Origin of the sequence: Streptomyces graminofaciens, from assembly GCF_030294945.1 — a bacterium.
Classification (GTDB): Bacteria; Actinomycetota; Actinomycetes; order Streptomycetales; family Streptomycetaceae; genus Streptomyces; species Streptomyces graminofaciens.
On the sequence record NZ_AP018448.1, the window covers coordinates 1,185,334 to 1,208,470 of the forward strand.

At 72.0% G+C, this 23,137-nt stretch carries 19 protein-coding genes and 2 pseudogenes; 12 read left to right on the plus strand and 9 right to left on the minus strand.

Features of this window, described 5'->3' with window-relative positions; genetic code table 11:
* Window positions 1-38 precede the first annotated feature (38 nt).
* The gene (locus tag SGFS_RS05190; RefSeq protein ID WP_286247982.1) at window positions 39-1,769 is read right to left on the minus strand and encodes a streptophobe family protein; all 1,731 of its coding nucleotides are present in this window, start codon (window positions 1,767-1,769) and stop codon (window positions 39-41) included.
* 508 nt (window positions 1,770-2,277) lie between these two features.
* Here SGFS_RS05190 and SGFS_RS05195 point away from each other — a divergent pair.
* Entirely contained in the window at window positions 2,278-3,168 is an 891-nt protein-coding gene (locus tag SGFS_RS05195; RefSeq protein WP_286247985.1) for a GntR family transcriptional regulator, read from the plus strand.
* 15 nt (window positions 3,169-3,183) lie between these two features.
* Here SGFS_RS05195 and SGFS_RS05200 read toward each other — a convergent pair whose 3' ends face one another.
* The 4 genes and pseudogenes from SGFS_RS05200 to SGFS_RS05215 form a co-directional block, all read right to left on the minus strand.
* A complete protein-coding gene (locus tag SGFS_RS05200) occupies window positions 3,184-4,125 on the minus strand; it encodes a DMT family transporter (protein WP_286247987.1) in 942 nt (313 codons plus the stop codon).
* A 256-nt stretch (window positions 4,126-4,381) separates the two neighbouring features.
* A pseudogene (locus SGFS_RS05205) lies at window positions 4,382-4,495 on the minus strand (TetR/AcrR family transcriptional regulator); the annotation flags it as partial.
* A gap of 522 nt (window positions 4,496-5,017) precedes the next feature.
* A complete protein-coding gene (locus SGFS_RS05210) occupies window positions 5,018-5,776 on the minus strand; it encodes a type 1 glutamine amidotransferase (protein WP_286247989.1) in 759 nt (252 codons plus the stop codon).
* Window positions 5,773-6,711 carry a TIGR03619 family F420-dependent LLM class oxidoreductase gene (locus tag SGFS_RS05215; RefSeq protein ID WP_286247991.1) on the minus strand — a complete coding sequence of 313 codons (939 nt, stop codon included), beginning with the start codon at window positions 6,709-6,711 and terminating at the stop codon, window positions 5,773-5,775. Before SGFS_RS05215 ends, SGFS_RS05210 begins: the two co-directional genes overlap by 4 nt.
* 286 nt (window positions 6,712-6,997) lie before the next feature.
* On the opposite strand from SGFS_RS05215, the gene SGFS_RS05220 reads away from it, so the two are divergent.
* From SGFS_RS05220 to SGFS_RS05230, 3 genes are read left to right on the plus strand one after another with little or no spacing between them, the layout of a single operon-like run.
* Window positions 6,998-8,434: an APC family permease gene (locus SGFS_RS05220; protein WP_286247993.1), complete on the plus strand. Its 1,437-nt coding sequence runs from the start codon at window positions 6,998-7,000 to the stop codon at window positions 8,432-8,434.
* Window positions 8,431-9,228, plus strand: coding sequence for an SDR family NAD(P)-dependent oxidoreductase (locus SGFS_RS05225; protein ID WP_286247995.1), 798 nt, complete (start codon window positions 8,431-8,433; stop codon window positions 9,226-9,228). Before SGFS_RS05220 ends, SGFS_RS05225 begins: the two co-directional genes overlap by 4 nt.
* A 2-nt stretch (window positions 9,229-9,230) precedes the next feature.
* Window positions 9,231-9,959, plus strand: a complete 729-nt coding sequence (locus SGFS_RS05230; protein ID WP_286247997.1) for an SDR family NAD(P)-dependent oxidoreductase — start codon at window positions 9,231-9,233, stop codon at window positions 9,957-9,959.
* A gap of 114 nt (window positions 9,960-10,073) precedes the next feature.
* Here the strand turns inward: SGFS_RS05230 and SGFS_RS05235 are convergent, their stop codons facing one another.
* The gene (locus tag SGFS_RS05235; protein ID WP_286247998.1) at window positions 10,074-10,679 is read right to left on the minus strand and encodes a TetR/AcrR family transcriptional regulator; all 606 of its coding nucleotides are present in this window, start codon (window positions 10,677-10,679) and stop codon (window positions 10,074-10,076) included.
* 201 nt (window positions 10,680-10,880) lie between these two features.
* Here SGFS_RS05235 and SGFS_RS05240 point away from each other — a divergent pair, with 201 nt between their 5' ends.
* The 3 genes from SGFS_RS05240 (at window position 10,881) to SGFS_RS05250 (ending at window position 16,443) form a co-directional block, all read left to right on the plus strand.
* Complete coding sequence (locus SGFS_RS05240; RefSeq protein ID WP_286248000.1) at window positions 10,881-11,888, plus strand: patatin-like phospholipase family protein; 1,008 nt, start codon at window positions 10,881-10,883, stop codon at window positions 11,886-11,888.
* Between the two features lies 1 nt (window position 11,889).
* Window positions 11,890-13,404: a flavin-containing monooxygenase gene (locus SGFS_RS05245; protein ID WP_286248002.1), complete on the plus strand. Its 1,515-nt coding sequence runs from the start codon at window positions 11,890-11,892 to the stop codon at window positions 13,402-13,404.
* 156 nt (window positions 13,405-13,560) lie between these two features.
* Window positions 13,561-16,443: a Tat pathway signal protein gene (locus tag SGFS_RS05250; protein WP_286248004.1), complete on the plus strand. Its 2,883-nt coding sequence runs from the start codon at window positions 13,561-13,563 to the stop codon at window positions 16,441-16,443.
* 9 nt (window positions 16,444-16,452) lie between these two features.
* Here the strand turns inward: SGFS_RS05250 and SGFS_RS05255 are convergent.
* Window positions 16,453-16,974, minus strand: a pseudogene (locus SGFS_RS05255) (Hsp70 family protein); the annotation flags it as partial.
* On the opposite strand from SGFS_RS05255, the gene SGFS_RS51315 reads away from it, so the two are divergent.
* Both SGFS_RS51315 and SGFS_RS05260 read left to right on the plus strand, forming a co-directional pair.
* The gene (locus SGFS_RS51315; RefSeq protein WP_350284080.1) at window positions 16,879-17,235 is read left to right on the plus strand and encodes an SUKH-4 family immunity protein; all 357 of its coding nucleotides are present in this window, start codon (window positions 16,879-16,881) and stop codon (window positions 17,233-17,235) included. The pseudogene SGFS_RS05255 and the gene SGFS_RS51315 sit on opposite strands and share 96 nt — an antisense overlap.
* Window positions 17,236-17,444: 209 nt before the next feature.
* The gene (locus SGFS_RS05260; RefSeq protein ID WP_286248006.1) at window positions 17,445-18,221 is read left to right on the plus strand and encodes an SDR family NAD(P)-dependent oxidoreductase; all 777 of its coding nucleotides are present in this window, start codon (window positions 17,445-17,447) and stop codon (window positions 18,219-18,221) included.
* Between the two features lie 92 nt (window positions 18,222-18,313).
* Here the strand turns inward: SGFS_RS05260 and SGFS_RS05265 are convergent, their stop codons facing one another.
* On the minus strand, window positions 18,314-19,033 hold the full coding sequence (locus SGFS_RS05265) for an IclR family transcriptional regulator (RefSeq protein ID WP_286259808.1): 720 nt from the start codon (window positions 19,031-19,033) through the stop codon (window positions 18,314-18,316).
* Window positions 19,034-19,159: 126 nt separating this feature from the next.
* On the opposite strand from SGFS_RS05265, the gene SGFS_RS05270 reads away from it, so the two are divergent.
* Genes SGFS_RS05270 through dmpG form a run of 3 tightly spaced genes read left to right on the plus strand, consistent with a single transcriptional unit; the run spans window position 19,160 to window position 21,956 of the window.
* The gene (locus SGFS_RS05270; protein WP_286248008.1) at window positions 19,160-20,005 is read left to right on the plus strand and encodes a 2-keto-4-pentenoate hydratase; all 846 of its coding nucleotides are present in this window, start codon (window positions 19,160-19,162) and stop codon (window positions 20,003-20,005) included.
* The gene (locus SGFS_RS05275) at window positions 20,002-20,940 is read left to right on the plus strand and encodes an acetaldehyde dehydrogenase (acetylating) (protein WP_286248009.1); all 939 of its coding nucleotides are present in this window, start codon (window positions 20,002-20,004) and stop codon (window positions 20,938-20,940) included. Before SGFS_RS05270 ends, SGFS_RS05275 begins: the two co-directional genes overlap by 4 nt.
* Window positions 20,937-21,956 (plus strand): 4-hydroxy-2-oxovalerate aldolase, encoded by a 1,020-nt coding sequence (gene dmpG / locus SGFS_RS05280; protein ID WP_286248010.1) that lies wholly within the window; start codon window positions 20,937-20,939, stop codon window positions 21,954-21,956. The genes SGFS_RS05275 and dmpG overlap by 4 nt, the downstream gene beginning before the upstream one ends.
* 192 nt (window positions 21,957-22,148) lie before the next feature.
* On the opposite strand, the gene SGFS_RS05285 is transcribed toward dmpG, so the two are convergent.
* Window positions 22,149-22,916, minus strand: coding sequence for a helix-turn-helix transcriptional regulator (locus SGFS_RS05285; RefSeq protein WP_286248011.1), 768 nt, complete (start codon window positions 22,914-22,916; stop codon window positions 22,149-22,151).
* Window positions 22,917-23,137: the final 221 nt, after the last annotated feature.

A 23,137-nucleotide genomic window follows, 5' to 3' on the forward strand; every position in this document is an offset into this window, starting at 1 on the left:
GTTCGTGCCCGGCCCGGTCGGTGCGCAGGGTGGACCGCTCAACTGCTGCCAACGGGTGCCTCCATCGGGCCGGAATCCGCACCCTGCTCCGCCGTTGCCGAGGCACTGCTGCCCGTGGCGGCCGAGGTCCTGCGCGGGAGGATACGGAAGGGGAACGTCTTCGCCGCGTAAAGCCCCCCGAGCCGTCCGCGCCCACCGGACTCGCCCTGCCCACCGGACTCGCCCTGCCCGCCGGCTCCCCCGACCCCAGTCGCGGGCTTCCTCTGCGTCCGCCGCTCGCGCAACCCGCGCAGCAGGCTCCCCCCGAGCCCAGCCGCAGTGCCGACGACCAGCCCGGACACCACCGTCCACAGCACACTGCCGCTGAGTTCCGCCTCCATGCCGCCCATTTCGCTGCCGAACACGCTGATCCCGAAGTGACCGGACACGCCTGCGAGATGGGCGGCCAGGCCGAGGACGACGGCCGTGACGATGCCGAAGCGCTCGGCGAAACCGAGGTGCGGGCCGAAAGGGCCGCGGTAGCGGTGCAGCGGCGGTGTGTGGGCCGGGTCCGTGGCGCGGGTCGCGGCGTAGGCGCAGGCCAGCAGGATGACACCGGTCACCGTGAGGGCTGCGAGCCACAGCGGCCAGCCGCCGGCCGACAACTCCCTGAGCTGCTCGGTGCGGTCGGGCCGACTCGTGGGTTGCTCGCCGCCACCCAGGCCGCCCATGCCACCCATGCCGCCCATCAGGGAGGCGAGCGGGTTGCCGCCCTCGGACTGCACCTGCTGGGTCCCGGCCGTCCACGGGGAACCCAGGCCCAGGGTCAGGAACACCGCCAGCGCGTTCGGCAGCAGAAGCAGGGCCGCGCCCGCCGCCGTCCCGGCCCGGCCGCCGACCGCCATCCCGACGAACGTCACCAGCGCCAAGGGGACGACCGCCAGGAGGAGGAGGGTCCGTACGACGGCCGAGAGGCCCGGCGCCCACGCGGGCCGCATCCGGTCCACCACCCCGCCCAGGGGCAGCCGGACCCTCCTGGCGACCACACATCCCAGAGCGAGCACCACGGCCGCCCACACCAGCGCACCCAGCATCGCCGAGCCCACGTGCACCTGATAGGTCATCGCCGACTCGGACGCCGTACCGGCACCGCCGCCGAGACCGCCGAGCCCGCCACCGAACAGGCCGCCCAGCGGATCGTCGGTGCCGCCCATGCCCTCGGGCAGCGCGCCGCCGAAGCCCCCGAAGCCGCCCGCGCCACCGGAACCCGTGTCCTGGCCGCCGCCGAGACCGCCCATCGCCGACATCGGCATGGTGAACGTCCCGCGCCCGAGTCGCGCCACGGTCGCGAAGGCGAGCAGGGCCGCAGCCCCGGCTCCGGCGGCGCGCACGGCCAGTTCACGCATGTCGGGCCGCCTGTGCCGCAGCCGCCGGGAGAACGCCGGCCACAGCACGACGGCGCCCGCCAGCGTCACACCGAGCGGCACCACATCGGCCGCGCCGCTCATCGAGGGGCTCATCCCGCCCCCGCCGCCGAACAGGCCGGCCAGCGCGTCCAGCCCCGAGCCCGTCGTTCCCGGCTCTCCCGACCCGCCCGGGCCCGCGCTCACCGAGCCCCCGACGGCCATGGCGGTCACGGCCGCCGTCAGCCGCCACAACGACCCGGCCTCCCCCGCATCCATCAGCGACAGTGCCAGCGCGGACACCCCCGCCATCACGACCACCGCGCACAGCACGGCCGCAGCCCCTTCGAGGGCGTTGCGCAACGGACCGTCCGGCTGCCCTGCCACAGCGGTTCTGGCGGGGCCACCGGTACGGGGTCGGGTATGGGCGTGGGCGTGGGACGTGACGGCCGACATGTCAGAAGCACTCCGCTCGCTTCGAGGAAGGGGGGAACACGCGGCGCCGTACAGGGGAATCGGGGGAGATACGGCGCCACGTACCCCGGGGGGCTCGCACAGACTGTCGGCCTCGAATGCCATGTTCCGGAGAGGTTCTGGGAGGTTTCTGAGAGCCTGTGGAAGACACCGCACGTCATGTGCCGTGCGGGGGCGGACAGTCGCCGCGTTTCCCAGGAACTTCCCAGAAACCCTGTCGGTGAGACCGGGCAACGGCAGGGACGGTGACCGTCACGGTCAGGCCTCCGCCCTCAGGTCAGCCGACCACCCGGCTAGCGCTACCCGATCGCTTTCTCTTGCGCGTCCCCTTCCTACGGCTCCGTCCCGAGGGCTGCCGGATCGCCGGCACTCCTAGGATGGCTCCCCTGCCATCCCTTCCAGCCGACCACCACGGGGACCGATGTCACGGCCGAACCTGACCACTTCCCTCGCCACCCGGCTGGTGGAGCTCTTCCGCCGCAGTGGCCTCGAGCAGGGCTCGCACGTCACCGAGCAGTGGGCGGCCGACACTCTGGAGGTCTCCCGTACGCCCGTGCGCAAGGCCATGGTCTTCCTGGCCGAGGTCGGCATCCTGGATCGGGTCCCCAACCGCGGCTTCTTCCTCGCCCAGGACGTCGGCGCCCTCACCCGGCCCGACCTGAGCGGGGACGCGGACGTGGAACAGACGGCGTACTTCAAGATCGCGGACGACCATGTGGGCGGACGCTTCACCGGCTCCTTCACCTCGGCCGACATCGGCCGTCGCTACCGTCTCACCGCGCGCCAGGCGGACCGGGTACTGGCCCGGATGGAGAGCGAGGACCTCGTACGGCGCAAGGCCGGCGGCCGGGGCTGGGAGTTCCAGCACGTCATGGCCACCGTCGAGGCGCACGCCCAGAGTTACCGCTTCCGGATGATCGTCGAGCCGGCCGCGCTGCTGGAGCCGGACTTCACCGTGGACGCCGACGCCTTCGCGCAGCACCGGCAGCAGCAGGAGGCCCTGTTGCACGGGGACATCCTGCTGCTTCCGCGCGCCGAGCTGTTCCAGGTCAACGCCTCGTTCCACGAGATGCTGGTCGGCTGCTCCGGCAATCAGTTCCTGCTTGACGCCGTACGCCGCCAGAACCGGCTGCGGCGGCTGATCGAGTACCGCCACCAGGTCGACCGCTCCCGCCTGGCCCAGCAGGCACGCGAGCATCTGCGGCTGCTGGACCTGGTCGAGAACGGTGACCTGAAGGAGGCCTCGGCCTTTCTGCACGAACACCTCGACAAGGTGCGGTCGATCAAGACCGGTGCAGGACCGGAGGCGTAGTCGGCCGCCCGGTGGCTACCGCCTGCTGCGCCTGCCGACCCCGATCGGGGCAGTCAGCAGGATCAGCCCCAGGCCGAGGACGGCCAGGCCGCACCAGGACACGGCCGGGAGGCGTTCGCCGAAAACGGTGACGCCCAGGACAGCCGCGACGGCGGGCTCGCCCAGGGTCAGTGACGTGGCCAGCGACGCGTGGGTGCGGCGCAGTCCCCGCCCGAAGAGCCGGTAGGCCAGGCAGACGGTGAACAGGGCGAGGTACCCGGCCACCGCCGCACCGCGCGCGGTGGCGAGCCAGTGCGTGTCGACCAGCAGCACGAGCGGCAGGACGAGCAGCCCGGCCGCGCCGAACAGCACACCGATCACCGCGTCGGACGGGTGTCCGCGCGTGATGAGCCTGCCGCTGATCAAGGCGTAGACGGCGTACGAGAGCCCGCCGCAGACGGCGAGCGCCACGCCCGTCAGATCCGTCGGCGTGGTGTGTCCGGCGAGCCCGGGGCCGAGCACCAGCAGGGTGCAGCCCAGGACAGTGGCCGCGGTGGCGCATGTCCAGCGTGCGGTCGGCCTGGCCTGTCCGGTGCTCCAGGCCAGCAGTCCGGCGAAGACCGGCGCGCTGCCCAGCGCGATCACGGTGGTCACGGCGACGCCGGTCCGGGCGACGGCGGGGTAGAAGGTGACCGGGTATCCGGCCACCGCCAACGCGCCGAGGGCCAGCAGCCACAACTCCCCGCGAGTGCAGGCGGCGGGCAGCGAACGGGCGCCTCGGGAGGTGAGGAACAGCAGAAGGCCGCCGAGGCTGAGACCGGCGCAGCCGATGGCCGCCGCCGGTGCGTCGGTCGGGGCCAGGGAGCCGGCGGCGCCGGTCGTGCCCCACAGCAGGGCTGCGGTGAGGATGGGCGCGGGACCGCCGAGGAATCCGGTGCGCGAGGGGCGCCGGCCGGCGGTCGGGCGCGTGAAGGACAAGGGGGAAGTGCGGTTCGGCACAGTCGTGAACTTCCGTCGTCGAATGCGTCTGGGACTCGGTCCGAAACGGGCGCACGACAACAGCCCCTGACCGCCCTGCGGGTCGGTCGGGGCCGGGGAATCAAGCCGTCAGTGTCTGCGCCCGGTCAGGCGCAGAGGGGCGGCAGAACGACGTGCCAGTAGGTGTTCACGCCGCGATGCTATCCGGCCGGGACGCGACCGTCGGCGCCGGACCTCACCGAGGTCGGCGGCCCCTTCACTCCCTCCGCCCGGGAGCTCCCGCCCGCAGGCCGTCCATGATGAGGTCCAGGAGGCGGGTGGTCCGGGGCTGCCAGTCCCCTGCGCGGTCGATCTGCCAGAGGCCGGGGACACCTGTCCGTCGCGTTTCCCGACAGCGGACAGGTGTCCGCTTGCATTCACGATAGCGGGGCCTGCGGCCGATACGACCGGCCGGTGGAGTGCGCCGCGCCCCATGACGGGCGCCCTGTGGGTACGCCTCGTTCCCCCACGTCTCCTGAGGGAGCCGCCCGATGGCGACCATCGCCGACGCCGTCGGGCACGCGACCGCCCTACGCCACCGCTCCTTCTCCGACCGCCCCTCCCCGACCGCGCCCCCACGCCGGGCGCTCGTCACGCTTGGCCTCGGCGCGGGGTCGACCCACCGGGCCGAAGAGGGCCGTGGCCTGCACCGTCGCGGCCGTGAGCGGCAGTGCCCCCTCCCGCCCCTGGCACCGCCCTCGCCGCCGACCTCGACAGCAGCTGAACCTGGCCGCCCGGGCAGGGCCGGGTGTTCGCCTCGGGCCGGGGGCACTGCGGCGATCGGCATCGCCCTCGACGGGTACGGTCGCCTTCCGTGGCGGGTGGCGAGAGGGGCCGAGGGACGCGCGTGTCGTCAGAGGCCCGCGGATCGGCTCGGTCGGCTCTGGGCACCGCCGGGCACGGCCGCCACCTGGTCCAGGAACGCGTCCACCAGGTCATGCGCCCGCTGCCGGGAGTCGTCCCGGAGGGCGATGGTGTCGGAAAGGAGCCGGTCGGGGTCGACCCCGTTCTCCTCGGCCTGGCGTCGGCCGCCGAGGTCGAGCCACAGGTTCAGGGTCTCCTCGGTGATCTCCGGGTGGAACTGCACGCCCAGCGCCCGGCCGGTCCGGTACGCCTGTGGCCCGACGGCGCTCCGGGCCAGTTCGACGGCTCCCGGCGGCGTTTCGAAACGGTCGAAGTGCCACTGGAACCACGGGCCGGCCGGGATGAGTTCCGGTACGTCGGACTCGACCTTCGTCCAGCCGATCTCCGGGCTCGGCGCCCGCTCGACCCGCCCACCGAGGGCGGTCGCCAAGGCCTGGGAGCCGAAGCAGATGCCGAGGACGGGGATGTCCAGGGTGTGCGCGGTGCGCAGCAGGTCCAGTTCGCCGTCGATCCAGGGGGCGACCGAGCCGCGGTCGTACACGGACCAGGGGGCTCCGAAGGCGACCACGAGGTCGTAGTCGGTGGGGTCCGGGAAGGTGAAGTCGACGGTGGGTGTGCGGTGGCGCTCGGCGGGGACGACCGTCAACTCGTCGATCGAGTAGCCGAGTCGGGCGATCCTGTCGCCGATGGGGCCGGACAGGGAGGCGTGGTCGTGCCGGATGAGGAGAGCGCGCGGCGAAGTCGTCACGCCAGGGCCTCCACTCGTCGTACGACCTCACGGCAGAACGCGCCCACCCCGTGCTGGTCGTCGATGAACTGCGAGGGCTTCACGCAGAAGGTGGTGAAGCCCTCCGCCAGCTGTTCCGGGATCGACTCCAGCGCCTGGGCGAGGTCCGCGCACGAGGTGTCGTCGGGGAAGACCGCCCGGGTGCCGCCGATCATCTCCAGGTCGGCTATGTCCCGCCCGGCGGCCGCCATCGCGTCCGCCAATTTCCGCATCTCATCCGGCGTGGGGCGGCCGAGCGGGTTGAAGGCATGGCCGTGGCGCACGATGCGGCGGACCATCGCGTCGTGCATGCCCGCCCCGCCGATGCACAGGCGCGGGCCGTCGGGGTGGTACGCCTTGGGCTCGAAGTACACGTCCTCGAAGGCGTAGTTCTCGCTCTTGTGCGACACGGGCGAGGGGCCCCACAGCTTCGCCCAGATCTCCAGGTGCTCGTCGAGCAGCTTGCCGCGCTTGGCGAAGGGGACGCCGAGGGCCGCGTACTCGTCGCGGCTCCAGCTCACATTGGGCAGCACCATCAGCCGGCCCTCGCTCAACAGGTCGAGGGTGCCCAGCTCGCGGGCGAGCAGCAGGGGGTGGCGCAGTGGCGCGATCACGGCCGAGGCCGCCAGTCGTACGCGTGAGGTGACCGCGGCGATGGAAGCGAGCAGGAGGAGGGAGTTGGGCCAGGGGGTGTAGGGGTCCTGGTTGCCCGGGAGGGCGTAGTCGCGGGGGTTGCCCATCACGCCGTTGGCGCCCGCGTCGGGGCCGAGCACGATGTGCTCGCTGATCATCACGGAGTCGAAGCCGGCGTCCTCGGCCTCACGGGCCCAGCGCACCAGGGCCGGCAGGTCGGCGCGGCCGCCGGTCATCGTCCAGTTCTCGCTGAGCACGAGTTGCATACGGGGGGCGTTGGTCATCGCTGGGCGTACTCCGTTCGCCATCTCGTTTGAGCCCAAACCATAGGTCGGGGGATGCCGAACCGGCAAGGCCGAACGGGAACACCGGCGCGCCGGCGTCCGGGCGCCGCTTTGCCGAGTCGAGACGTCGGGGTGGTTGCCGCCACCGGGCGCCTCGCATAACGTACGGGCCCAAACGAATGACCTCGCACTGCTCGGCGGTGCTCTCCGGAGCCGGCTTCCCCGCAACCGACCGCCCCTCCCCGTTCACTCGCCGCCCCGCGGCTCCTCCCGGATGGAGCGATCCATGTCGCGCCAGACCGCACCACCCAGCACGGCACCGACCACGCGCGTCTCCGGCACCCTCTCGCTCACCGATGTGGTGGCCCAGTCCGTGGGCTTCATGGGCCCGGTCTTCTCGGTCTCCATACTTCTGCCGCAGCTGGTCGGCATCACCACCGCCACCGGCAACGGCGCGGGCGCCGCCGCCCCGCTCGCCGTGCTCATCGGCACGATCGGCATGCTGGCCATCGGCTGGATCGTCGCCGCCTACGCCCGCCGCATCCACGCCGCCGGATCGCTCTACAACTACGTCACCGACGGCTTCGGCGCCCGCCTCGGCGCGGCCGCCGGTTACGTCTACTACCTGGGCGTCCTCGTCCTCGGCGCGGGCATCGCCGTACTGATCGGCGGCACGCTGTACGACAACCTCAAGGCCGAGTTCGGCTTCGACGCCGTGCCCGTGTGGGCCTGGCAGCTGATCGTCCTGGCGGTTCTCGTCGCCATCGTGCACATCGGCGTCCAGGTCTCGGTGAAAGTGCAGCTTGCGCTCGCGCTGGTCTCCATGGTGGTCCTGGCCGTCTTCTTCGTGTACATGATCATCAAGGTGGGCGGTGACAACAGCCTGACCCCCTTCAAGCCCTCCAGCTCCGCGCAGGGCCTCAGCGGTATCGCCTTCTCGGTGATCTACGGCGTGCTGCTGTTCACCGGGTTCGAGGCCGCCGCCAACCTGGCCGAGGAGACGGCCGACTCCAAACACTCCATCCCCCGGGCCGTCCTCATCTCCCTCCTCGTCTCCGCCGCGTTCTTCCTGCTCGGCTGCTACGCCCAGATCGCCGGTTTCCACTTCGACGTGTCCGCGGTCGCGGAGAACGCGGGCGCCCCGCTCGTCGCCCTCGCCTCGCCGGGCGCGTACGGCGCCACCTGGCTGGCCCGGCTCGTCGAACTGGTCATCCTCCTCGACATGCTGGCCGTCTACATCGGCGTCTCCGTCTCCGTGACCCGAGGCGTCCTGACGATGGCCCGCGACGGCTGGCTGCCCCGCCCGCTCGCCCGCGTCAGCGCGCGCCGGGGTACACCGATCGGGGGCACGATGGTGGTCGGCGGCGCGTATCTGCTGATCGTCCTGGTCAGCCAGGCCTTCCCGAAAGCCGTCTCCGTGCCGGGTCTGCCGGACTACTTCAGCTGGTACGCGTGGCTGTCGGCGTTCGGCATCATCTGTCTGGCCGCGATCTACTTGACCCTGTGTCTGGGCGCCCCGCGCGGGCTGCGCGGCCAGGTCGCCCCCGCCAAGGTGTGGGCGGCAGCGACCATCGGCGTGGTGATCACCGGCGGGGCCCTCTTCGGAGCCGTCTACCACGTGCCCGCCCCCACCATCTGGGCCGCGTGGGCGGCGATCGGCTGGGCGGTGCTCGCGCTGGCGGCCGGGTTCCTGGTCAAGTCGCGTACGGCGGTGGCACGTTGAAGCCCGTCTATCTGGTGGCCGGGGCCAGCAGCGGCATCGGCGCGGCCGTCGCCGTCCGGGCAGCCGAGGCCGGGGCCCGGGTCGCCGTCTGCGGCCGTCGCCGCGAGGCCCTGACGGCGGTCGCCGACCGCTGCGGCGCCACCGCGCACGTCGCCGACGTCACCCGGCGCGAGGACGTGGAGCAGCTGATCGACGCGGTCGTACGCGAACACGGCCGCCTCGACGGGGTCGTGGCGAACGCCGGTGTCATGCGCCCCGGCGGGGTCCTCGACCTGACGCACGACGACTGGGACGCCACCCTGCGCACCAACCTCACCTCCGTCTTCCTGCTCGCCCGCGCCTCCATCGGCCAACTGATCGCCGCCCGGGGCTCGTTCGTCACGGTCGGCTCGATCGCCGGGCTGCGCGCCCCCACGGGCATGTCCGCCTACGCCGCCTCCAAGGCGGGCGCGGCGATGCTGACCAGCACCATCGCCGCCGAGTTCGGGCCGCTCGGGGTGCGCGCCAACACCGTCTCCCCCGGCTGGACCCGCACCGAGATGGCCGACGAGGAGATGCGCGAGTTCGGCGGCCCGCTCGGCATGGGCGTCGACGAGTCGTACGAGGCGGTCACCGCGCTCGTCCCGCAGCGCCGGCCGGCCACGGCGGAGGAGATCGCCGACGCGGTGCTGTGGCTGCTGGGCCCGAACTCCTCGTACGTCAACGGCACTACCCTCGTGGTCGACGGGGGAACGACGATCGTCGACCCGGGCGCGCTGCCGTTCGACTTCCGCATCACCCCCCGTAAGGACTGAGGATGGAACTGAACCTGGCGGGCCGTACGGCCCTGATCACCGGCGGCGCGAGCGGTATCGGCCGCGCCGTCGTCACCGCGCTGCTCGACGAGGGCGTACGGGTCGTCGTGCTCGACCGCGCCGAGCGGCCGGCGGACGTGCCCGAGTCCGTGCGCTGGCACTCGGGGGACGTCACGGACGAGGAGGCGGTCGCGGCGGCCGTGCGGGACAGCGGCGACCTCTCCATCGCCGTGGGCTGCGCGGGCATCTCCGGGCCCGTGGGCAAGGCGCCCACCGAGATCGGCCGCGACGACTTCGCCCGCACCCTCGACGTGAACCTGACCGGCCAGTTCCTGCTGGCGAAGCACGCGGCGGCGGCCATGCGGGAGCGCGGCGGGGGCGCGATCGTCTTCCTCGCCTCCGACTCCGGTTTCGTCGCCGCGCCCGGCATGGTCGCGTACTGCGCCTCGAAGGGCGGCCTGCTGATGCTGGCCAAGGCCCTGGCGACCGACCTCGCCGACGACGGCATCCGGGTCAACTGCGTGGCCCCGAGCGTCGTCGACACCCCCATGTCCCGCGCCGACCTCGGCCTGACCGAACAGGGCTTCGACGGCCAGCCCTTCCCCGTGCACCAGCCGGAGGAGGTCGCCGCGGCCGTCTGCTACCTCGCCTCGGACCTGGCGCGCGGCGTCAACGGCACCACACACGTACTGGACTTCGGGGGCCTGGCGAGGTCGACCTTCCCGGCGTGAACGAGAAGTCGGGCGCCAGGGGCCGCTGATCACCCGCGAAGGCCGTGTCGAGCTGGTGGTGGAGCGAGTCCAGCCGACCAGGGCCTGCCTCGCGCCCGCCCACGAACCCGGTCGTCAGCCGCCCGGACCCCCGCTGCCCAGCACCAACCGCAGCGTGTCGGTCAGTACCGCCGTGGGCACGGCCGGATCGGCGATCCGCTGGATGCCGATCCCGATGCCCAGGCTGAGCAGGGCCAGCGCGGCGGCCTCGGCCGGCATGGCCGGTGAGGTGCCCAACTCGCGGGCCAGGGAGTCGAGGAGCTGGGCCAGCGCCTCCCGGATCACTCCGACGCGTGCCGTGATCTCGCGTCGGAGCTCCTCGTCATGCCGTGCGGCGGTGAGGAACTCGACCTCCAGCGTCGTCCAGGCCTCGTCGCCGATGTGGGCCTCGCCCCAGGCCGCGAAGGCCGCGAGGCGGTCGTCGATCCCGGCGTCGCGCAGCACGGCGTCCGCGAGCAGCGTCAACTGTTCGGCGCGGATGTCGTCGAGGACGGCCAGACACAGATGGCCCTTGCCGCGGAAGTTGGAGTAGACGGCGCCCTTGGAGTAGCCGGCCGCCTCCGCGACCTGGCTGAGGGACGTGGCGCCGTAACCGTCCCGCAGGAAGAGCTCCCGCGCGGTGGCCACGAGCCGCTCGCGCGTACGTTCCTGGCTCTCGGCCCGGCTGAGGCGGGCGGCCATGTCCCGCTCCCTTCCCTGTTCCCTGCGCGGCTTCCCCGAGAAGTCTTCGTTCCACGTGACTTGCCCGAGGGAGCTTCGCTCTCCGTGACCGGCTGCCCCGGGGAAGTCCTTCGGATCTTATCTCCGTCGCGGGCTGCCACCTACATTCGGATACCGCTAGTATCCCGATTCCATTGGTATCCCGAGCAGCCGGAGAACTCCGTGACCCCACTTGGCGCGCCAACACCCCCTTCCCGCGGACTCGTACTGGGCTGCGGCGGAACCCTCGGCGCGGCCTGGACGGTCGGCGCCCTGCACTCGCTCCAGGAAGCCCTCGGGTGGGACCCCCGTGACGCCGAGGTCCTGCTGGGCACCTCGGCGGGGGCGGAGCTGGTGTCCCTGCTGGGCGGCGGGATCGGGGTGGCAGACCTGCTGTCGGCGCAGCTCGCCGACGAGGACGCCCGCCCCGAACTGGTCCGGCACTTCGCCACTCCGCCCCGGGCACTCCCACCCCGGCCGGCGCTCTTCCCCGGGTCACCGCCCTTGGCACGCCGAGCCCTGCGGCGCGACGCCCCCACACTGGCGGGCCTCTCCGGGTTGCTGCCCCAAGGGCGTGGCGAGGCGCACTGGCTGGCGGCCCTCGCCGACTTCCTGACGCCGCCCGGGCAGTGGGTCCGGCATCCGGCGACCTGGCTGGTGGCGGCCGACTTCGACACGGGACGGCGTACGGTCTTCGGGCACCCCGACGCCCGACCGGTCGCGCTGCGCGACGCGCTCCGCGCCTCCTGGGCCGTCCCGGGCTGGTTCCCGCCCGTACGCATCGACGGCCTGCGCTACGCGGACGGCGGCATCCTCTCCACCGCCTCCGCCGACGTCCTGGCCCCCCTGGGGCTCGACGAGGTGTACGTGATCGCTCCGATGAGTTCGGCGACTCCCGTGCCCCGACGGGGGCTTGGCCGTGCGGAGGCCCTGCTGCGCCGCGCCATGACCCGCACCCTGGACGCCGAGTGCGCCGCGCTGCGGGCGGTGGGCACCAGGGTCGTCCGTATCGAGCCCACGGCCGCCGATCTGCGGGTGATGGGCGGCAACTTCATGGACCCGAGGCGTCGTCCGACGGTCCTGGAGACCGCGCTGCGCACCACCCGGGCCGTGGTCCGCGACAGCCTCGCCGCCTCGTCCGCCGGACGACAGGCGCCCGGCCACCGCCCGAACGCCCGGACAGGAGCCTGACATGCCGCACCAGGACGAGCCCACCACGTCCGTCGTCCGCGAGACCCACCACGTCGAGGCGCTGATCATCGGCAGCGGCCTGTCCGGCATCGGCGCGGCCGTCACCCTGCGCAACGCCGGCGTGCGGGACCTGGCCGTCATCGAGAAGGCCGACGACCTCGGCGGCACCTGGCGGGACAACACCTACCCGGGCTGCGCCTGCGATGTCCCGTCCGCCCTGTACTCGTACTCGTTCGCCCCCAACCCCGAGTGGACGCGCGCCTTCGCCGGCCAGCCGGAGATCCGCGCCTACCTACGCGACACGGCGGCCAGGTACGGCATCACGCCCCTCATCCGCTTCGGCACCGAAGCGATACGCGCGCAATGGGACCCGGGGGCCGCCCGCTGGCGCGTCGAGACGAACCGCGACCACTACACCGCCCGCTTCCTGATCGCGGCGGCGGGCCCCTGGCACGAGCCCCGACTCCCGGACATCCCCGGCCTGGCCGACTTCCCCGGCGAGGTCTTCCACTCCTCCCGCTGGCGCCACGACCACGACCTCACCGGCGCGCGTGTCGCCGTCATCGGCACCGGCGCCTCGGCCGTGCAGTTCGTACCGGCGATCCAGCCGCGCGTCGGCCGACTGCATCTGTTCCAGCGGACCGCCCAGTGGGTACTGCCGAAGCCCGACCACTATGTGCCGCACGCCGAGCGACGGCTGTTGCGGCGCTTCCCCGCCGCCCAACGGGCCCTGCGGAACGCGGAGTACGGGGCGCTGGAGACCCTGGGCCTGGGTTTCCGCCACCCGTCCCTCCTGCGCGCGGTCCAGAAGCTGGGCTCGTTGCACCTCAGGGCCACCGTGAAGGACCCACGGCTGCGCCGGGCGCTGACCCCCGACTACACACTGGGCTGCAAGCGGCTCCTGCTCTCCAACTCGTACTATCCCGCCCTCACCCGGCCCAACGTCAGCGTCCACGCGACGGCGGTCGAGGCGGTCCGGGGCAGCCGCGTCGTCGGCGCCGACGGCAGCGGCGCGGACGTCGACACGATCATCCTGGGCACCGGTTTCCACATCCTCGACATGCCCATCGCGGGGCGGGTCCTCGACTCCGACGGTGCCAGTCTCGACGACCACTGGAAGGGCAGCCCGGACGCCTATCTCGGCACCACCGTCAGCGGCTTCCCCAACGCGTTCGTCCTCCTCGGACCGCACCTCGGCACCGGGCACTCCTCCGCCTACATGGTCCTGGAAGCCCAACTCGACTATCTGGCGGGCGCGGTACGCCACTTCCGCGCCGCGGGCTGGACCAGCATGGACGTACGCCCCGAGGTCCAGGCCGCATTCAGTGCCGAGGTGCGGCAGGCCCTCTCGACGACCGTGTACAACACCGGCGGCTGCTCCAGCTACTACCTCGACGTCAACGGGCGCAACAGCTTCAGCTGGCCCTGGTCGACGGGCCGGATGCGCCGACGGCTCGCCGAGTTCGATCCGGAGGCGTACACGGCCACCTCAGAGAACAGTAATCGTTTGCTCTAGAACACTCCGGACGATCGGCTCAACGGGTACTCAATAGGCCCGCCCGTAGCAACTCCCGTAGCTGGGCGGCCATTGACCGAACTCGCGTCCCCTCATAGCGTGGAATACGTTTACTCCCCAGAGCCGGGGACAGTTCCGCCGAAAGGACGCTCGGCCATGTCAGAGACCATCCACCGCAGATCCCTCCTGAAGGCCGCCGCAGGCGCGGCGGCCACCGGATGGCTCTGGCAGGGCGGCGGCCACGCCCGGGCGGCCGAGTCCGCCGACGAGACCGTGTCGGCCGGTACCGGAGCGACCGGCTCCCGACCGGTCGGCACCGGTCCCCTCGACACCCTCGTCCTCGGCGACGGCGCGTCCGAAAGAGCGCACGGGCTGACCAGCACGCTCTCCGACGTGGTCACCGGCGGGCTGGACCAAGCGGCACGAGTGCTCAACGCGCCCGAGACCCCGGGGTTCTGGGGCGGCACGCTCGCCGCGACGATGGCGTGCAGCCCCAAGGGCGCCACCTACGTCACCGTCAAGTTGTGGGGCTCGGAGGGCGGCGCGGACCTGGGCCGGCTCCAGTTGTTCGCCGAGGGCAAGCAGGTCGGCCACTACCACCTGGGCGCCGTCGACCCCCTCGACATCGCGAGTGACGACCCGCGCAGCCCGGGACGGTTCTTCTTCCACACGCTGCCCCTGCCAACCGACCTCACCAAGGGCAAGAAGTCGATCGCGCTGGAGGTCCGCGCCATGGGCCGGATCGCCGGGTACGCGGCCACGGCGGAGGCCTACTACAAGAACGTCGAGGGCCCGAGCCGCACGATCTACCGCCTCTACACCCACCACGAGCCCCACTTCGACCCCGCCGACGACGACCTCACCGGCACCCTGCCGACCGCGACCACCCGCCCCTCCCCCGGCAGCGAGATCGTCGACACGATCAACGCGCGCGTCCTGGCCAGGGCCGCGTCCGAGGCCTCCCGCACCAGCCCCCAACTCGACCTGTGGTACCTGGACTTCCTGGCTCGCGCCTCCACCATGCCGTCGACGGCCGCGTACCGGAACATCGCCGTGCCGCCACAGATCGCGCGCAGCCTCGACGGCGTCTACTGGAGGTACCTCGCCGACTCCACGGTGATGACCGGCTCCAGCCAGCAGTGGATGGGCCTGGGACGGGCGGGCCTGGTCCTGCTGGCCCTCGGCGACGCCTTGGAGCCGCTGCTGGACGAGCCGGTCCTCGGCTCGCCGTACGGTCTGAGCAACCCGGGCTTCGAGTTCGGTATGACCGGCTGGAAGTCCGCCACCTGGTCCGGCAGCGGTACGGCCTCGCGCGACACCAGCGTGTACCGCACCGGCCACGCCTCCGCGAAGGTGACGATCCCCGTCTCGGGCACGGTCGGCTACAGCACCTCGGCGAAGCTTCCGGTGGACCAGGGGACGTACACGTACGGCGCCTGGATCAAGACGGACGGGGTGGGCACCAGCGGCGCCTGCCTCGACGTCCTGTTCCACGACGCGAACGGCACGCTCGTAGGCACGGACAACAAGGTCCACGCCGCTGCCGGCACCCACGACTGGGAGCACGTGACGGCCACGCTCGTCACACCCGCCACGGCCACGCAGGTCACCCTCGGTGTCCGTCTGTCGGGCGCGGGCACCGCCTGGTTCGACGATCTGACCATGACGGCGCCCAGCGGCTCGGCGTACGCGCCGGTCGTCCGCCGGGCCGCCTGGGCGAAGATGCTCCTCGACAGCCGCGAGTACTGGCGGCAGAACTTCCCGCAGTACACCAACCAGGCCATCATCTGCGCCATCGGCCTCTGCCTCGCCGACCGCGGACTGTCCCGGCTCGGCTCCGACGCCGCCTGGGGCGAGAAGAAGGCCCGCGACTATGTCTACCAGTCCGTCGGCCTGGTCCCCTGGCTCGGCCCGGAGAAGGCGGACGGCACCCCGACCAAGCCGCTCGGCGGCTCGTACCACCAGGTCACCAAGAAGGGCATCTCCAAGGAACTCGGTTACGCGGGCAGCTACGGCGAGCTCCAGGAGTGGCTGTCGCTGGTGTACGACGCGGTGACGGGCATCGGCGGCGTGGAGGACGGCACCTTGCGCGACCACCTGGTCAAGATGGCCAAGGCGCGCATGGTCTTCCGCCACCCGGCCCTGGACCGCGACGGCTACCGGGCGATGCGGCTGGAGACCGTGGTCGGCTGGCGTGACAGCGAGTACCCGGGCAAGGTCGCCTACGACGAGGACACCAAGTGGGACGGCCACGCCCTGAAGATGGCCGCGCTGGTCAAGGACCCCGACCTCACCTCGTACGCGCGGCAGTCCGTCGCCGACGGCCAGGCGTTCCAGTCCCTGAAGGACTCCCACGGGATGACGGTCTCCGCCCGCACCAACCTCAATCTGCTGAGCACCGCCGACGACTACGCGTACATCAGCGGGGCCACCGGCAGCGGCGCGCGGCTCCCCATGACGCCCGGGTCGCCGGACTTCGTGTTCTCCGACGAGGAGAACGGCCTGGTCGCTGTCAAACACGGCGAGGAGATCCTGTACGCGTCCCTGTACTGGCGGGCCCGCTGGGGCGTCAACCGGCTCGCGCGCGTCCATCACATCGGCGCCGGGGGCGTCGAGCGGTCGGCCACGGTCTGGCAGGACGTGCGGTTCGTCGCGGACGGGCGGACGTTCACCGAGCCCGACTGGGTCAACTGGGAGTTCACCGTGGACGACCTGGACATCCCGGACGGCGGTTTCGCCCCTCCCGGCGACGCCCTGCACCAGGCGTTCGCCGGGCAGGTGCTGCCGCTGGCCGAGGCGCCCGCCGACGTCCCGGAGCGGGCGGCCGGGGTGGAGAGTCCGTACGCCGGGCGGGCCTCCTTCTACCGGTGCGTGTACGGCCCGTATCTGATCGCGATGAACACCACCGTGGACCGCGTCCACACCTTCACCACGAAGGGTTTCGGCGCGTCGACGAACCTGGTGACCGGCGCGAGGGTGAGCGAGAACGCCCAGCTTCGGTTGAGGCCGGGTACGACGGTGGTGCTGCGCAGGCGCTGAGCCGCCGGAGGGGGCGGGGGCCGGCCCCGGTACTGGTGGGCTCGTGAGCAGGTCGATCGTGGACTCGGCGGTCGAAGGGAGCTCGACCTTCGCCCTCTGCGCGGCCTCGCGCGGGCGCCGAAGCGCTTTCCTGTCCTCGGCGAGATCGACGCCGTGGTCGTCGGCGCATCGCTTGACCAGATGGTCGACTATGCGATGGTCCCAGTCGTCACCGCCGAGTTCGTTGTCGCCGCCGGTGGCCTTCACCTCCACCACGCCGTCGCCGATCTCCAGCAGCGACACGCCGAAGGTACCGCCGCCGAAGTGGATGACCACGACTGTCTCATCGTCCCGGTCCATGCCGTAGGCGAGGGCGGCGGAGGTCGGCTCGCTGATGATGCGCAGGACGTTCAGCCCCGCGATCTGGCCGGCCTCCTTGGTGGCCTGCCGCTCGGAGTGGCCGAAGTACGCCGGGACGGTGATCACCGCATCGGTGACCTGCTCGCCCAGGTACGACTCGGCGTCCCGCTTCAGCTTCTGCAGGAACCCGGCACAGGGCCGGTCTTCTACGTCCTTCCTCAAGGCGAGGCATGGTTCGCCAACTCCTCCATCGACCTGTGGCTGCGGACCCTGCACCACTACGGCCTGCACGTCGGCGTGTCCGAGACCCTCAGCGATCCGGATGACCGCGAGGACGAAGCCCTGGCCGAACTCAGCATGCTCGCCGACGAACTCAAGAAGATCGATTCACGTGCCTTCGACGGCTACAACGGGTTCATCTGGGCCGAGTTCCTCGACCGCCGGCTCTGGTAGGTGCCCGCAGCTGCCACGACGCCCAAGCGATCACTCACCGTGTCCGGCGTGCCAAGTGGCTCGCGAATACGCGACACCTCAACATGCGAGCCCACCGGTCCCGGGGCCGGGGGCCTGTCGTCGCCTCGGTCACGTCGCCCCGGTCACGTTGCCTCGTAGTGGGGCGAGAGCCGACACTTCCTGTGATCACCGGTCCGCACAGTGAAGGGATGCCCATGGCGCGTATCACCGGCCGGACGGTTCTGATCGTCGGCGCCTCGTCGGGCATCGGCGCCGACGTGGCACGCCTGCTCGCCCACGACGGCAACCGGCTGGTCGTCACGGCCCGGCGCGCCCCCGAACTGGCCGCGCTGGCGAAGGAGATACGGGCCTCGGGCGGCGACTGTCTGGACGTCGCCGCCGACGCCCTGGAACCACAGGCGGCGGCCGATGTGGTGGCGGCCGCGGTCGCGGAGTACGGCGGTGTCGACATCGCGCTGCTCAACGCGGGCCAGGGTCCGGACATGTCCATGGACCAGGTCACGGTGGCCGACGTCTCGCGGATCATGGCGCTGAACTACGACGTCGTCGTCAACTACCTCGTCCCGCTGATCGCGCAGATGGGCGGCCAGCGGGACGGGGGCCTGATCGCCCACACCAACTCGCTGGCCGGGCTCATGGGTATCCCCCGCCAGGGGCCGTACTCGGCGGCGAAGGCTGCCGCGCGCACCCTCATCGACGCGGCCCGGATCGAACTGGCGCCCAACGGCATCCGGTTCACCTCCATCCACCCGGGCTTCGTCGCCACGGAGCGCATCAGCGAGGACGGCCTGCCCAAGCCGTTCCAGATCAGCCAGGAGCAGGCGGCCCGTCATGTCGTGCGCGCCTTGGAGAGGGAACCGGCGCAGGCGTACTTCCCGTGGCCCACGGCGGCCCTGGTCCGCACGCTGCGTGCCCTGCCGACACCGCTCTCCGCGTTCGTGCTGCGGCGTCTCGCCGCGCGCTAGGTGTATTGATCACGAGCGTTGTCGGCACTCGCCGGTGCTTGATCTGGCGAAGACCTCCGGTGTGGTGGAGCTGTCCAGGGATGCACGCACAGTCAGCCGCCGCGCAGGACCCGGGACAGCCCCAGTGCCGCCGTCCGTACGGCGGGGGCCAGCTGGGCGGGGCTGAAGCGGGCACGGGGTACGGCCACCGAGAGGGCGGCGACCGTGGTGCCGCCCGAGAAGACGGGCGCCGCGATGCAGCTCACGCCCGGGGCGGCCTCCTGCTCCTCGTAGGCGAGGCCGGAGACCTGGATCTTCTCCAGGGTCATGCGCAGCCGGGCCGGGTCGGTGATCGAGTGGGGCGTCAGGCTCGGCAGTGGCCTCGACAGCACCTCCTCCGTCAGCTCGGCGCCCGAGAAGGCGAGCAGGGCCTTGCCGACGCCGGTGCAGCTCAGCGGCAGGCTGCCGCCGATGCGGGACGGCAGCTGGAGCGCCTCGTGGCCGTGGATGCGTTCGAGGTAGACCACGTCCAGGCCCTCACGCACTCCGAGGTGGACGGTCTCCCGGGTCGCCTCGAACAGGTCCTGCAGGAAGGGCAGGGCCGCCTCGCGCAGATCGAGCCGGTGCGGGACCAGCGAGCCGAGTTCGAAGAGTTTCGAGCCGAGCCGGTACTGCGGGCCCGTCCGTTCCAGCCAGCCCAGCCGGACGAGGTCCGCGGCCAGCCGGTGCACCGTGGGCTTGGGCAGGCCGGCGAGCTCCGCAAGTTCCGCGAGACGGAACGGCCCGCCGCTCGGACTGAAGCAGTCGAGGATGACGGCGGCCTTTTCCAGCATGCTTCCGCCCACGTTGTTCCGTGTCACGGAACAATGTTTGGCCCTTCGAGGGCGCACTGTCTATACCGGTAGGCACAGCCGGGTTCGTCGAAACCCAGCCTCGCCGCCCCCCTCTGGAGGAAATCCGTGTCGACCGTGCTCGACGGCGTCCGTCCGGACGCCGTGCCACCGGCCGCCGTCAAGGCCGCCGATCTGCTGGCGGAGGCCGCCCGCACCGGGTCCGCCTGTCCCCCCGTCCGCGATCTGCTCGCCGACGGCGACCTGGAGACCGCCTACGCCGTGCAGCAGCTGAACGTGCGGCGCGGCCTCGACGCCGGCCGTCGGATCGTCGGCCGCAAGATCGGTCTGACCTCCGTGGCCGTGCAGCGGCAACTGGGCGTGGACCAGCCGGACTTCGGCGCGTTGTTCGCGGACATGGCGGTACCGGACGGCGGAGAGGTGTCCGCCGGGCGGCTCATCCAGCCCAAGGTGGAGGCCGAGGTCGCGCTCGTCCTGGGCCGTGACCTCCCGCACCGCGCGTGCACGGTCGTCGACGTCCTGCGCGCGGTCGACTTCGCGCTCCCCGCGCTGGAGATCGTCGACAGCCGGGTACGCGGCTGGGACATCTCCCTCGTGGACACCGTCGCCGACAACGCCTCCTGCGGCCTCTACGTCCTGGGCGCCACGCCCGTCCCCCTCACGGCCGTCGATCTACGGACCGTCGCGATGACCATGACCCGGGGCGGCGAGACCGTGTCCGAGGGCACCGGCGCCGACTGCCTCGGCAGCCCCATCAACGCGGCCGTCTGGCTGGCCTCCGCGCTCGCCGAGCGGGGCGATCCGCTGCGCGCGGGCGATCTCGTCCTCACCGGCGCCCTGGGCCCGATGGCCCCCGCCGTCCCCGGCGACTCCTTCGAGGCCCGCATCTCCGGCCTGGGCTCCGTCCGGGTCGTCTTCGCCGAAGAACTCTCCGAGGAGGGGGACGCACAGTGAGCACCACCAAGGTCGCCGTCATCGGCTCCGGCAACATCGGCACCGACCTGATGATCAAGGTCCTGCGGCTGTCGGAGAGCCTGGAGATCGTCGCCATGGCGGGGATAGACCCGGACTCCGACGGCCTGGCCCGCGCCCGCCGCCTGAAGGTCGCCACCACCCACGAGGGCGTCGAGGGGCTGGTCGCGATGGACGAGTTCGCCGACGTCGACCTCGTCTTCGACGCGACCTCCGCCGGCGCCCACCGCCACCACGACGAGGTACTGCGCCCGCTGGGCCGTACCCTCGTCGACCTGACCCCGGCCGCGCTCGGCCCGTATGTCGTCCCGCCGGTCAACGGCGACGCCCACCTCGACGCGCCGAACGTCAACATGGTCACCTGCGGCGGCCAGGCCACCATCCCGATCGTCGCCGCCGTCGACGCGGTCGCCCCGGTGCACTACGGCGAGATCGTCGCCTCCATCTCCTCCCGCTCCGCCGGGCCGGGCACTCGCGCCAACATCGACGAGTTCACCGAGACCACGTCCTCGGCGATCGAACGGGTCGGCGGGGCCGCGAAGGGCAAGGCGATCATCATCCTCAACCCGGCCGAGCCCCCGCTGATCATGCGGGACACCGTGCACTGTCTGGTGGCCGACTGCGCCACCGAGGCCGTGACGGCGGCGGTCGAGGAGATGGTCGGCCAGGTCCAGGCGTATGTGCCCGGATACCGCCTCAAGCAGAAGGTGCAGTACGACCGGGTTCGGGCGGGCGACCCCCTGCACGCCCTCGTCGCCGGCGCGGGCGAGGCCCTGAAGGTCTCCGTCTTCCTCGAGGTGGAGGGCGCCGCCCACTACCTCCCGGCCTACGCCGGAAACCTCGACATCATGACCTCGGCCGCGCTGCGCACCGCGGAGCGCATGGCCGCCCAGCGTGGCCGGGAGGCAGCCAAGTGACCGCTCTGTACGTCCAGGACGTGACCCTGCGGGACGGTATGCACGCCGTCCGCCACCGCTACACCGTCGACCAGGCCCGAGCCATCGCGGCCGCCCTGGACGCCGCCGGTGTGGCCGCCATCGAGATCGCCCACGGCGACGGTCTGTCGGGCTCCAGCATCAACTACGGTGTCGGCGCCCACACCGACTGGGAGTGGATCGAGGCGGTCGTGGGCGCCACGCGCACCGCGATCCCCACCACCCTTCTGCTGCCCGGCATCGGCACGGTCCACGACCTCAAGCAGGCGCACGCCCTCGGAGTCCGTTCGGTGCGTGTCGCCACGCACTGCACGGAGGCCGACATCTCCGCCCAGCACATCGCCGCCGCGCGGGAGCTGGGCATGGACGTCGCCGGGTTCCTGATGATGTCCCACATGGCGGAGCCCGCCGAACTCGCCCGCCAGGCCAAGCTGATGGAGTCGTACGGCGCGCACTGTGTGTATGTCACGGACTCCGGCGGCCGTCTCACCATGGACGGCGTACGCGACCGCTTCCGCGCCTACCGCGATGTCCTCGACCCTGCGACCGAGCTGGGCATCCACGCCCACCACAACCTCGCGCTCGGTGTCGCCAACACCGTCGTCGCCGTCGAGAGCGGGGCCGTACGCGTCGATGCCTCGCTCGCCGGGCAGGGCGCCGGGGCGGGCAACTGCCCCCTGGAGGCGTTCGTCGCGGTCGCCGACCTCATGGGCTGGGAGCACGCCTGCGACCTGTTCCCGCTGATGGACGCCGCCGACGATCTCGTACGACCGCTCCAGGACCGGGAGGTCCGAGTGGACCGAGAGACGCTCAGCCTCGGCTACGCGGGGGTGTACTCCAGCTTCCTGCGCCACGCGGAGTCGGCCGCCGCCCGCTACGGCCTCGACACCCGCACCATCCTGGTGGAGGTCGGGCGGCGGGGCATGGTCGGCGGCCAGGAGGACATGATCACCGACATCGCGCTGGACCTGGCCGCCCGCGCGGAGAGCACGTCCTGATCCGGGGCGGTGGAGAGGCGGCCGGGGCCCGGTGCGTAGGGGTCGCACCGGGCCCCGGCCTTCGGCGGCACAACGAGTGTGCGTGGCTCAGCAGGTCGCCGCAGTCGCGCGGCGGACCGTACGGCCGTCGCCCGCCAGGGCCTGTCCGGCGATTCCCGTCGGCGTCCGCGGACGGGAATCGTCGGACACCCCCTAGGCGCAGCGTCGTACGGCGGTGCCCGTCGTGCTCGGGGTGAAGCCGCGGCCCCGTCTCGTCGCCGTCGGCGTGGGGTGGGGGGCGGCGGGCGGCGGTGCGGCGTCCAGCCAGTGGAGCACCGCCTGGGTGCGGCCGGAGACGCCGAGCTTGGTGTAGATGCCGCTGAGATAGTTGCGGACGGTCTTCACCGTGAGGCACATCCGCTGCCCTATCTCCGAGACCCCGAGTCCGCTGGCGATCAGGTCCATGACCTGTCGTTCGCGCGGTGACAGGGTTCCGCGCAGCCGTTCCTGCCGAGCGGCCGGAGCGGCGGGGTGTGCGGCGGCGGGGGCGAGGTCCCGGCAGAGCGCCCTGACGGTCGGGGAGACCAGGGTGTGGCGCTGGGCGGTGCTCCACAGGGCGTGCATGAGGGTCCAGCCGTCGTAGTCCCCCTCGACCAGGCAGCTGGTCACGCCGAGGCGGAACACGTCACCGATCTCCCTGAGGCCGTCCACGGAGCAGACGAGGAGAAGCGGGGGCGCGTCCGTGCCCAGCGGTGCCAGATACCGGGAGACGTCACGGGCCGCCTCCGCGCCGCGCACCAGCACGAGATGGCACGGTCCGTCGAGGAGTTCGCCGTACGGGGAGGAGACGTGGCGCAGCCGTATCCCGTCGTCCCGGCTCAGAAGGTCCCCGTGCGGCCAGTCCCCCTCGTCACCGACCACGGCCACGTCGAGGGTGAAGGACGGCCCAAGGGCCGGAACCGGAACCGCAGCCGTGACCATCGAGCACCGCACCTTGCATTCCTTCCGCCGGGAACGAGGACGACCGGGCGCGCTCCCGCTGGGGTTGGCGCCCTGCCCGTCCGAACCGCTGCGGACGGACGGGCTGTCGTCTTGGACTGTCCTCCGGCGCAGCTCAGGCGACCATCGGCCGTTCGGCCGATTTCCCGGAGCCGGCGTCGGCCGAACGGCCATGCCGTCCGCTCCGGGACCGACGATTGATC